General features: G+C 47.5%; 10 protein-coding genes. 6 read left to right on the top strand and 4 right to left on the bottom strand.

The window, feature by feature from the left end; all coding sequences use genetic code 11:
• Positions 1-3: 3 nt before the first annotated feature.
• From ACXACM_RS04970 to ACXACM_RS04955, 4 genes are all read left to right on the top strand, one after another.
• A complete protein-coding gene (locus tag ACXACM_RS04970) occupies positions 4-1,536 on the top strand; it encodes a tryptophan halogenase family protein (RefSeq protein ID WP_474820205.1) in 1,533 nt (510 codons plus the stop codon).
• A gap of 9 nt (positions 1,537-1,545) precedes the next feature.
• Positions 1,546-2,295: a SapC family protein gene (locus ACXACM_RS04965; protein ID WP_474820203.1), complete on the top strand. Its 750-nt coding sequence runs from the start codon at positions 1,546-1,548 to the stop codon at positions 2,293-2,295.
• An 18-nt stretch (positions 2,296-2,313) separates the two neighbouring features.
• Positions 2,314-3,780 (top strand): SLC5 family protein, encoded by a 1,467-nt coding sequence (locus tag ACXACM_RS04960; protein ID WP_474820201.1) that lies wholly within the window; start codon positions 2,314-2,316, stop codon positions 3,778-3,780.
• A gap of 85 nt (positions 3,781-3,865) precedes the next feature.
• The gene (locus ACXACM_RS04955; RefSeq protein WP_474820200.1) at positions 3,866-5,995 is read left to right on the top strand and encodes an alpha-galactosidase; all 2,130 of its coding nucleotides are present in this window, start codon (positions 3,866-3,868) and stop codon (positions 5,993-5,995) included.
• A gap of 59 nt (positions 5,996-6,054) precedes the next feature.
• Here the strand turns inward: ACXACM_RS04955 and ACXACM_RS04950 are convergent, their stop codons facing one another.
• Positions 6,055-7,329: an alpha/beta hydrolase family protein gene (locus ACXACM_RS04950; protein WP_474820198.1), complete on the bottom strand. Its 1,275-nt coding sequence runs from the start codon at positions 7,327-7,329 to the stop codon at positions 6,055-6,057.
• 284 nt (positions 7,330-7,613) lie between these two features.
• Between ACXACM_RS04950 and ACXACM_RS04945 the strand changes: the two genes are divergently transcribed.
• Positions 7,614-8,282, top strand: coding sequence for an RDD family protein (locus tag ACXACM_RS04945; RefSeq protein WP_474820197.1), 669 nt, complete (start codon positions 7,614-7,616; stop codon positions 8,280-8,282).
• On the opposite strand, the gene ACXACM_RS04940 is transcribed toward ACXACM_RS04945, so the two are convergent.
• Complete coding sequence (locus ACXACM_RS04940) at positions 8,279-9,160, bottom strand: alpha/beta hydrolase (RefSeq protein WP_474820196.1); 882 nt, start codon at positions 9,158-9,160, stop codon at positions 8,279-8,281. The two genes, ACXACM_RS04945 and ACXACM_RS04940, sit on opposite strands and share 4 nt — an antisense overlap.
• Positions 9,161-9,267: 107 nt before the next feature.
• Here ACXACM_RS04940 and ACXACM_RS04935 point away from each other — a divergent pair, with 107 nt between their 5' ends.
• Positions 9,268-9,879 carry a hypothetical protein gene (locus ACXACM_RS04935; protein ID WP_474820194.1) on the top strand — a complete coding sequence of 204 codons (612 nt, stop codon included), beginning with the start codon at positions 9,268-9,270 and terminating at the stop codon, positions 9,877-9,879.
• On the opposite strand, the gene ACXACM_RS04930 is transcribed toward ACXACM_RS04935, so the two are convergent.
• Positions 9,873-10,457, bottom strand: a complete 585-nt coding sequence (locus ACXACM_RS04930; protein WP_474820193.1) for an HAD family hydrolase — start codon at positions 10,455-10,457, stop codon at positions 9,873-9,875. The two genes, ACXACM_RS04935 and ACXACM_RS04930, sit on opposite strands and share 7 nt — an antisense overlap.
• A 130-nt stretch (positions 10,458-10,587) precedes the next feature.
• On the bottom strand, positions 10,588-11,931 hold the full coding sequence (locus ACXACM_RS04925) for an MFS transporter (protein ID WP_474824223.1): 1,344 nt from the start codon (positions 11,929-11,931) through the stop codon (positions 10,588-10,590).
• Between the last annotated feature and the right edge of the window lie 31 nt (positions 11,932-11,962).

The following is an 11,962-nucleotide window of genomic DNA, read 5'->3' as shown; positions in this document are numbered from 1 at the left end:
ACCATGATGCAAACCGGTTCAGTTTCTCAAAAACAACGTATTGTCATCGTCGGTGGCGGCACTGCCGGCTGGCTGACGGCAGCCATAGTTGCGGCTAAGCACAAAATAGCTAAAGGCGAGTGCGCCCTTGACATCACCCTCGTTGAAGCCTCCGACATACCCACTGTAGGTGTGGGCGAAGGCACCTGGCCAACCATGCGCAATACTCTTAAGGACATCGGTTTATCAGAAAAAGACATGTTCCGTCAGTGTTCGGCCGCCTTCAAGCAAGGTGGCAAGTTCGTCAATTGGGTGCATGGGAATGGCGATTTTTACTACCACCCGTTCACGGTTCCCTTAGGCTATGGACGTATTGAACTAGCGCCTTATTTAGACGATATCTCTCACTTCGCCACATCAGTGAACTTCCAGCAGCACGTGTGTGAGAGAAACCTTGCGCCGCGTACTTTATCTGATGCTGAATACAGCAGTGCGCAATCAAATTATGCTTACCACCTGGATGCTGGCGCGTTCGCTGATATGTTGAGAACCTTCAGCAAAGAGGAATTGGGTGTTAAGCACATCGTTGCCACGGTAGACAACATACGCAAAACGGATAGCAACAACATCGGCAGTATCACACTGAATAATGGCGATACCCTGCATGCCGACCTGTTCGTCGATTGCTCGGGCTTTCGTTCGTTATTGCTGGGTCAAACGTTAGGTGAAGACGTCACTTCCACCAGCGATGTACTGTTCAATGATACAGCGCTAGCGTTACACGTGCCTTATGAAGAAGACTACGAAATTAAACCATACACCCAGGCAACTGCTCAGGAAGCTGGATGGATCTGGGATATTGGGCTAACCAGCAGACGCGGTGTTGGTCATGTTTTTTCTTCCCGTTTTATGAGCGAAGATGAAGCCAGTGACACATTGATGAACTACGTGGGCGATAAACACAAAGACCTCAGCCCCCGCGTCATAAAATTTGAATCGGGCTATCGCAAGACGCTTTGGAAAGGCAATTGCGTTGCCGTTGGCCTGGCCGCGGGTTTTGTAGAACCACTTGAAGCCACGGCATTGATGCTCATTGAAATTTCTGCTCGTTACATTGCCGATCAAATGCCCATGCCTGCGGCTGCTGCGCCTGTTGTGAGCAAGCGATTTAATGAGCAGATGAATTATCGATGGCAGCGTATTATTGATTTTTTAAAGCTTCATTATGTGCTTACCAATCGTCAGGAGCCCTACTGGCAAGCGAATAGAGATCCATTGACGATTCCTGAGACGCTGAAAGAAGACATGGAAATTTGGCGATATCGAGGCCCACAAATAGCAGATTTTTCAGCGGCTATAGAGCTTTTCCCTGCGGCCAGTTATCAGTATGTGCTCTACGGTATGGGCTTCTCTCCGGATTTCTCTCTACACGGTCATTTAAACAATTTGGGTTCAACGGCGACGTCTTTGCTAAACCAAAATCAACTAATTACCGAGCAAAAAATGCAGGCTCTGCCAAACCATCGCGATTACATAGAACAATGGCTGAGCGCTTAGGATACTTTCATGCAGAATTTTGAACACGTTAATGCACTGGCTCACAGTGAATTACATATCGACGAACAGCAACTACCTCAGCTGTTTGAGCGCTTTCATCTTGTTAATGTAGAACTCAAAGAAGCGGTACAGGCCGCCAGCGAATATCCGCTGTTTTTTAGCAAGGTCGCCAACAGCCAACGCTGGGCTATTTCTGCCATGTGCGGGTTTGGGCTAAATGAAAATGTGTTTGTACAGGATGCCGAGTGGGTTGCCCACTACACGCCACTAAGTTTGCAGACACTTCCATTTTCTTTACAACGAAATGACGCAAATAGCGAAAGCATGTTGTTGGTGGACACAGCATCGCCCGCAGTAAGTGAAGAAACCGGCACGGCATTGTTCTTATCCAGCAAACGCCCTTCCGCTTTTTTAGACAGCAAGCGAAAATTATTAGAAGAGCGCAGTGCTGCCATGGTACAAACCGCCGCGCTATTAGATGAGATTGCATCTATGGGGCTTATTCGCACCGTCGATATTGTTATTGAGTTTACTGACGGTTCGCAGCAGCGTGTGGGCGGCCTGGCAGCCATCAACGAACAACAATTTCAGGCCTTAAGTGCCGAGCAGCTTTTGCTGCTAAATACGAAACAGTGTTTATCAGTACTGGCCAATATTCTTGGTTCAGTGTTTCAAATGAACCGGCTTATCCGACTACACAATAAGAAGTACCCAGGCAGAGCCATTTCCAACATAAAACTAGAAACAAGCAAAGCATAATCGCCTAAGGAGCTTTCGATGTATTCAAGCACTATTCAGGTGTCCGTATTTGTGTTCGTTACTGCCCTCATCGGGTTGTTAACCTACTTAAGTTGCCGGGGGCAAAATCGCAACGGACAGCAAAACCAAAACCGTGAGTTTTTCCTTGCCGGAGGCGGCCTTGCCTGGTATTTCGTCGCCGGTAGTATCACGCTAACCAACCTCAGCACCGACCAGCTTGTTGGTATGAACGGCAACCAAATGGCGTTATTAGCTTTGTGGGAATTGTCGGCGGTGGTGGGCTTATTCATACTGGCAAAAGTGTTTTTGCCCGTGTATTACAAGTTCAAATGCACCACTACCACAGAATTGCTCGAGCAGCGTTATCACAATAAACATATACGCGCGGTCATTAGCGCCCTGTTTTTCCTCGGTAGTGCACTTATTTTCTGCCCTGCGGTGATTTACTCAGGCTCATTATTTATGCAGTCTATGTTCAACGTTGAACTGCCGCTCATGTACATTGCTGTCGTATTTGTAATTGTCGGCGCCTTGTACGCTATTTTTGGCGGGCTACGAGCTGTTGCAGTTTCAGACACCTATTCCGGCGTTTTACTACTCTCTATGGCGGTAATAGTTACGATTCTTGCGTTGCAAGCCATCGACTACAACTTCGACGGCATACCCCAAGAACGCCTCACTCTTATTGGTGACAGTGATTCTCCGGTTCCCTGGCATACTCTGCTTACTGGTATGATATTCATACAAATGTTCTACTGGGGTACAAACCAGGTTATCACTCAACGTGCTATGGCAGCCCCGTCTCTGAAAGAAGCGCAAAAGGGTGTATTCGCTGCTGCTGGCATCCGCCTGATCATTGTTCCTGCAATAATCGTGGTTCCGGGTATTGTGTCTTACAAACTGTTTGGTGATGTTGGTGACAGCGCCTATGGTCGTATTGTTGCTACCGTGCTACCCGATTGGCTCTCTGGTATCTTCGCCGCCGCTATGGCAGCCGCTGTGCTGACAACCTTTAACAGTAACTTAAACTCTGCAACCGCATTGTACGTATGTGATATCCATGAAGCATATGTTGATAAGTCTCCCAACGTGCCTAAATTAAGTGGCTTTGTTACCATTTTACTGTGTTTTGTTTCGCTGGCGCTTATACCAGTTTATCAGCAAGCAGAAAGTATTATTAACCTTGTTCAACAATTGTATGGCTTGCTGAGCATGCCGATCCTTTCAGTATTTATTGTAGGCTTGCTGTTTAAAAATGTGCACGCTAATGCTGCCATTGGCTCGGTGGTTTTCGGCGTAGCGCTTTACGCCCTGCTGAGTTTTGAGTTTTCTCCCATTTACGCGCCGTTTGGTTTGCACTACATCCACTTGATGTTTGTTACCCTTATCGCTTGTGTAAGCTTTGCGCTACTGGTGAACAAACTTATTTTCGGACAAAGCGCACAGTTTTCTATGGCCATTAGCAGTAAAGAAAAGGTCACGTAACACGACTAGCAATACATCGTTAAATGTTTCACCCATGGAAGCTCTGTTGTAGAGCTTCTTTTTTAACTTTATTAATGAGGTTTTTATGGCTTCTCTTCCTCAATTTGTCAGGCTGGACAACGCTTACACGACTATCATTTTTGATTGTCAGGGTCGTAGCCCATCACTTTTGTACATGGGTGAACCACTAAGTACATCTACAGATGGCGCAATGCTGAGCCTGCTGCGTACCCGTCAGGAAGCAAAATGTGCTCCGGTTATTGAGCCACCGGTATCGTTAGTACCCACCCATGGTGAAGGTTTTACTGGCGCACCAGGCCTTGAAGTATTTGGCCAGCAAGACGAATGGTCAGCGGGGTTTGAAACCACATCAGTTGTTCAGCAAGGGCTTACCGTTACTTTTACCGGTACTGACGAGCATCGCAACATGACTTTGGTTACCAAGGTGGTGCTGGATGAAAACAGCAGCGTCGCTACTTATCAATCCACAGTAATAAACAACGGCGCACAAGCAATTAACCTTGGCTATTTGAATGCAGCCAGCCTTATACTGCCTATGAACGTGACCAAAATTAAAACCTTTGAAGGTCGTTGGTCTAACGAATTCCAAACCGCTGACCACGATCTCTTCTTCGGCAGCTACGTTAGAGAAAACCGACGTGGTAAAACTTCCCACGACACCTTCCCTGGCCTGATAGCTTTTCCCCAAGGAACAGGTGAATTAACCGGTGAGTGTTTCGGTTTTCATTTAGGCGCGTCTGCTAACCATAAGTTACGGGCAGAAGTCATGGCTGATGGCCGCAGCTATGTACAGTTTGGCGAGCTACTTTTCCCTGGGGAAGTACAACTGGCGTCGGGTGAATCCTATTCATCGCCAGTGTTATACAGCGGTTTTGGCGTAGATGGCTTTTCTTCATTGTCGCAACAATTCCACAATTATGTTCGCAGCAATGTGCTGACTCACAGCGCTGACAGCAAGCCTCGTCCTGTGCATTACAATACCTGGGAAGGTATTTACTTCGACCATGACGTAGACACTCTCAAAGTGCTGGCCGATAAAGTAGCGCCGTTGGGCGTCGAGCGCTTTGTTCTGGACGACGGTTGGTTCAAAGGCCGCCGCTCCGACAAAGCCGGCTTGGGCGACTGGACAGTTGACGAAGCGATTTATCCTGATGGACTTGACCCACTTATCAATCATGTCACTGACTTAGGTATGGAGTTTGGTATTTGGTTTGAACCTGAAATGGTAAACCCGGACAGCGACTTGTACCGCGCCCATCCTGAGTGGGCGTTACAGACAAAGAACAACCCCCACGTTCCTTTCCGTAATCAGTTGGTGCTCGATTTAACCAACCCTGATGTGGTGGAATATTTGTTCAAAGTGATTGACGATGTGCTCACTGCCTACCCTAAAATCAGCTACATTAAATGGGACATGAACCGCGATGTGAACCACCCGGGTAATCTGCAAGGCAAACCAGCCATGCACGGACAAATGCCTGCGCTCTATGCTCTCATTCAACGGGTTAAAGATGCCCACCCTGGCATCGAGATCGAAAGCTGTTGCTCTGGCGGCGGCCGTGTGGATTTAGGCATACTTCAGCACACCGACCGGTTCTGGACATCAGACTCGAACGATGCGCTGGATCGCTTGCGTATTCAGCGGGGTTTCTCCTATTTCTTCCCTTCAGAAGTAATGGGCGCCCATGTTGGCCCGAGAGACTGTCACATTACCGGGCGAAACATTCCCATCGAAATGCGCGCTGCCGTGGCCATGTTTGGTCACATGGGTATTGAAATGGACCCAAGAGAGCTCACTGAGCAGGAAACCGACGCATTGAAAGACGCCATTGCGTTGTATAAATCGTTCCGTCATTTGACCCACTCAGGCGACTTGTTCCGTATGGACGACGATGGCCTGAACGTGAAATTTGGCTATGTGGCTAAAGACAAGTCAGAAGCGGTATTTGCTTATAACAGCGTGGTTGAAACGCCTAAAACCACACCACTTCGATTCTTATTTGCCGGGCTAGATAGCGATAAGTCTTACCGCATTACCCGGGTGTGGCCAGAGAAACTCAAAGAGTACTCGCCTTCTATTTTGCAGAAGGTCGACGGTGAGGTGTTTACTGGCGAAGCATTGATGAAATTTGGCTTGCAGATGCCGGTGCTGTTCCCACAAACGGCCCTGCTTTACAAGTTAGAAGCTGTGTAACTACGGTGAACCAAGTTACGTTCTAACTAAGAGCGGTGAGGCGTACCTCACCGCTCTTTTTATTTATGCTGCATGTCGAGCCCTAACGCATAGCGGTGATCAAAACCTGTCCACACCTCCGGCACTACGCCGTTAACCGCCTCCTGATCGCTGCTTCCGGACACGGCAAGGTACTCACAGAATTCTGGCTTCTGCTTTACATAGCAATGCATCAGCGCAAGAGCAAAATGGGCGTTAATAGCGTTAAGTGATTCCGAACGCCATGCCGGCTCAAGGTAGTGACCAATATCAAACTCACTTCCGAAAGCTTCTGGCGGAGCTGGGTGCGGCGCAATATTATGCCGGGCATTCTTTATGGTTAATAGTTGAGAGTCTTTGTTTCCAGTTTGCTCAAACAACCACTTTATTCCCTCATACCCGGAAATATCATCGTGATCGCCCGCTACGTACAGCACGGGTGTATTAATTTCAGCCAGCGCTTTTTCATCAAATAACTTGTGCTGTCCACCCCAGGGAGCTAACGCCATCATGGCTTTAAAGCGTGGGTCGACGCTACCAGCGTCCTGTTTCCCTCCGGCACACGTATTAAGTAATGCTTTTACTTTTACGGCCGCTTCCGGCGAGGTCGCGCCCGTAAACTGTGCTGCTGATTTTTCATTAAACGAGTAACAACCACCTACGGTGTTCACTGCACCAAAACCGCCCATTGAATAACCTATAAGACCGGCATTAGTTTGGTCGGCATACATCTTAAACATTGGATGGGAAAGCACAGCTTGCAGAGTAAAAACCTGATCGCGGGAACGATTCATCAAGGTGCTTGGGAAGCCTGCAAATGGTGCGTTGGCAAAATCAACATCAGCATTGGTGGAATCGGTATGATCGATACCAGCAACAATATAGCCATGGGACGCTAAATGCTCACCAAGGTAATACATAATAGTGCGATAGCCGGTATAACCGTGTGACAGCACCACTACAGGGTAACTAGTATCACTCGCTAAAACGTCTGCATCCCGCGCCGCATGGGCAGTAACACTAAAAGGTTTACCGCTTCGGGTTTGGTTATCATAGCTACTGGTGTTCTGATGCTGTGTTGTGGGATACCACACTTCCAAAGTAAGAGCGCGGGACTCTTCTTCACCTTTAACGTTTATTACCGGCGTATCGTATTTTAACTTCAGGGTGGTAACGCCAACATCTAGTGCTCCGGGTTCGCTTAGTTCCGGCATCACATCAGCGGGATACCCTCCAAATACCTGCTCCTCTGCAACACCCTGTACGGAATATCCAAAACTAAACGCTGCTGCGACAAAAAGAGACTTTATCTTCACACTTGAAACCTACTGTTATTTTTATTGTGAAAGCGTACCTGTTGTTCCGCAGAATGCAACTTACAAAGTTGTATATAACTCCATGTAAAAATCGTTTCTGACAACATAAAAAAGTACCTTGTTATATCCGCTTACAATTCGTTTTTTTGTTCGAAACTTTCGCGTGCTTAGGTTTTTGCAGTAGGCTCTTACAACAATGATCACTACGCTTCCTACAACCTTAGCTCTTTTTTTTCCTCAAAAAAAGGCATTATGTAAGGTAAACAAATCAGGAGTATTTTTTCATGGCCGACCCAGGTATTTACGATGGACTTAGTCTGGATGAATTGCGTGCGCTGTCTGCAGCAATGAACAGAGAAGCTGACCCAGAACGGGCAGCGGAAATAGACGCCGCGATCGCGAGAAAAGAGGCGGCAATGGCCAGTGATGATATCACAACTGAAATAAGTACTGATGGCCCAGTGTTGTCTAACGAGGCAATACAACAACCGCAGGAAGTTGAAGACCTCCTGGCGTCAAGAGGTGAACGTTTTGCCGCTGCCCTGATTGATGCCGTGGTATCCATACTTATTACCATCCCGCTATTTTTCGTAGTCGGTTTAGAAAACCTGCAAGAACCGTCCATTGGCTTAACCGCCATGACCTTTTTATATGGATTTGCCAGCTTTCTTATCGTGCACGGTTTTCTGCTGTTTCATTACGGTCAAACGGTAGGTAAGCGGTTCTTAAAAATCCGCATTGAAGATCTCGACAACAACCAGGCCACTTTTTCCAACATCTTGTTAAAGCGCTACCTACCCATTAGCATCGTGGCTTATATCCCGGTGGTGGGCAGTATCTTGTCACTGGTAGATGTGCTGTTTATTTTCCGCGCAGACAAGCGTTGTGTCCACGACCTAATTGCCAATACCAGGGTTTGTCGCGTGCCTGAAGGTTTTAACGTGTCAGCCTAAGACGTAACTTTGGCCGCTTTTACCGCTTGTATAAACAGGCGGTATTGGCCTTTCACATCCGGGTAACTCATCGACTTATTGTGTTTTCCCCCGGGAACAATATAGATCATTTTATCTTCACTGGGCGAAGCTTCGTATAATTCCCGGCTAAAAGTGATAGGTGTGATCCTGTCTTTATCCCCCACCACTAAAAACAATGGTTTGTCGAATTGACGAACAAAATCATCGTTTTCGATAATAGCCAGTTCTGGCGAGACTTTTAAAAAAGTGAACACCCTGGTCCAGTCGGGCACCATATTTTGTACAACATCGTTCACGCGATTAATCGCGCTGTCTAAAACCAGACCGTCAATATCCCGTTTAACGGCAACGTAAGATGCCAGTATAGAACCCATTGAAATACCGTGAACAACAGTGGGAAGATCATTGGTGAATACTTCCTGAGCATAATCGTATACAACCAATGCATCCCGTTTAAGATTATACATTCTTGCTCTGGATGCCTTTTGGCTGGCACCTGTGCCCTGATAATCTATCCACAGTATGTTCGCTGGCAGTTTTCCAAATTCGTGAATTAACGCTGCGTTTTTACTAATACTCATACCGTTGTCTGCGTACAACACGATGTTCACGATTGGGTCAGGATAGGCCACAGCAACCCCTTTTAGCGTGAGTTCCTGCCCATTCTTAATTTCTACTGTCGTGATGGTCATGGCGGCTTCATCTTCGGTTACCGCCTGAGTTAACGCTGTGGTATCTAACCCCTTGGGTTTTGCATCCTGATGCAAATAACTGGAGGAACTCACATCGATGGCGCAGCCATGTATGAACGACAAACAGAATAGTAACGCAATTTTTCGACTAAGAAGATTGAACACTGTGGTTTACGCTCTGTAACAAATAAAAAGTAAAAACGAAATAACTCAGACCGGACATTACTGTAACATCATTACCAATTTCGCAGTGTAATGAGGATACGATTGGCATGCAAAAAAAGATGTTTTCCTTGCGCATAAAAACCATTGTGGCAATTGCATTTAGTTTAGGCCTGCTGACGGGATGTGTGTCTACAGACGAAGAGCAGTCACCGCAAACCCGCTTGTCTGAAACAGAAGAAAAAGCCATTCGCCAATCTCTGGAATCCCATTGTCCGGCAAGTCTGCAGGCCTACGACGACCAGCGCACATCGTTAAGCATTCCCGCCTCTGAGGCCAAAATAGGCCCGGACCAAATGAAACAGTGGGTCTTCTCGGCCCTCACCAGCGCTCACTTTTCTCTCACACCATCTCCACGGGATGGCCGCCTGTCGGTCATTCTTGAAAAGAGCTTTCTGCAAACCTATAGTGACAGTGTGATAGCTAACGTTGTGATTTCAGCCCAATATCAGGCACCAGACAGTGACGCCCGTACAACTGCCAGAGAGTTCAAGGGAATGGCTGTACAGCCTGCAACTGCGCCACTTGCTGCCGACGAGTTATTCCAACAAGCCATTGCACGTGCAGTGGTTCGAATGAATCGCACTTTTCGTTATGGCTGCGCCCTGGCAAAGCAACAGTCAACCGGGGTTAACCTAGCTAATGGGTCTGCTATTCAATAACGCACTTTCCCCTGCACAACCATAATGCACTGCATGCCGGCTCGAGTGGCAGCTTGCTTGCCGATTTCCGTATCTTCAAATACCACACACTCGTGAGGCGCTAAGCCCATTTGTGACGCTGCAGACAAAAACGTATCCGGCGCAGGCTTGCCGTTTTCTACGTCTGAAGATGTTACCAGTGCATCCAGAGAATCTAACAGGCCGTGATGTGCTAACAGAGATTCTGCATGGGCGCGGTCAGCCCCGGTACCTACGGCGACTTTTTTAAAAGGCCGGTAGTGATTAAAAATCCTATGGGTATCCTCAATAAGCCCTGGCATGTCTTGCATTGCAGCTCTCACTGCATTCTTAAAGTTCGCCACCGTGTTACGGTCGTGATTTTTGCCATATTTTTCATTCAGCAAATCTACCGTTGCAAGTGTAGGCACTCCCCCGAGGTTATACATGTACTCTGCATCAAACGGATATCCGAACTGCTCACAAGTTTTCTGCCAGGCTACATTATGACCGCCCATGGAGTCGATTAGCGTGCCGTCCATATCGAAAATAATACCTTTGAAATGGTTTAAATCTAGCATGTAACTCCACTCTCCTTATTTTTCCCATGTGTTTGAGCAGAAGACGCCCACCACGTCGATTTCATAATAATGTACGAACAATGACAAGCCGATGAATGTCATAGACTTAACGATAAATGTGGAGAAAAGATCAGATAAACCTGGATATAACCTTCCTTGCTTCGTCAGTATTAAACCCTTTGTCAATTTTCAGGTATACCGCTCTGTCTTTTGTTGATGTTACCGCATCGTTTACGCCGGGCAGGGCCATCAGTGCGGTATTGAGGTGCTGCTGACTAGACTCGGATACATCGGCCTCTAACACCAAACGCTTTAGTTTTGTTACTTCGCGCATACCTGCCAACACAATTATCCAGAGCGCTGCACCAATGGCTCCTGCAAGATAAGCCAGTTTTGGCGACCATATGTCTGTAACAACGCCCGACAACAGTCCACCGAGAAACGCACCGAAGAACTGAAAGCTCGCGTATATTCCCATCGCCGTGCCTTTCTTCCCGACTGGTGCAAGTGTGGAAACCAAGGCGGGTAAACTGGCTTCCAAATAATTAAAGCCGGTAAAGAACATCACTACAGCCGCCATAACAATCCACCAGTGGTGATCTTGCATATGCAGCATAAAGAAAGCCGCCATCATTAACCCGGCCGCTGTAAGCATCACTGATTTCGGTGTTCTGCCACGGCTTATACCCATTAATAGGATGAGCCCAACAATCGAGGCGCCTAGCACTGGCAAATAGACCATCCAATGACTGGCCAGGGTGACGTTGAAGTTCACTAATGTGAGTGGAAGTTGCACAAACAGCAAGGTAATTAACATGTGTAAAACCATGACGCTGATATTCAACCGCCACAGTCGGGGCGACACAAAAAGATTTTTCACCTCTGAAAGCTGAGGGAGTGTATCACCGCTGGCGCTGCTCGGCGCATTTGGTACCACCCACTTCACCAAAGGCATACAACAGACAGCCAGGATTCCAGTAATACCAAAAACACCAGGCAAGCCCCATCGCTGTGCAATGAGCGGCCCAATGAGTACAGCGAGGTAAAAAGAAAAACCGATAGCAATACCAATTACTGCCATCACTTTTGCCCGCTGAGCTTCACGACTAACATCGGTAGCTAGCGCCATTATTGCCCCTGCAATGGCACCTGCTCCCTGCAAGATTCGACCGACAATCATTGTAACCATGGAATCCGCAGACGCTGCGATAAGTGAGCCTAGCGCAAAGACCGCCAAACCAAGCAAGATAACTGGTTTTCTTCCCCAGCGATCTGACATCATTCCCATGGGAATTTGCAACGTTGCCTGGGTGAGGCCATAACCTCCCACTGCAAGTCCTACCAAAAGAGGTGAATAATCCGGGTAATCCATAGCAGCCACGGCAAGCACGGGCATGACCATAAAAAGACCCATCATTCTTAATACGTAAACCAGCGCCAGTGCCAAAGCAGCGCGAATTTCAGTAGCGTTCAACAGCATTGTCCCCATTCATTTCAGGGTGCGA

Source organism: Alteromonas sp. AWQ4_252, from assembly GCF_056158205.1.
The sequence above is the reverse complement of the archived record's forward strand: the minus strand, read 5'-3'. Positions and strand labels throughout refer to the sequence as shown.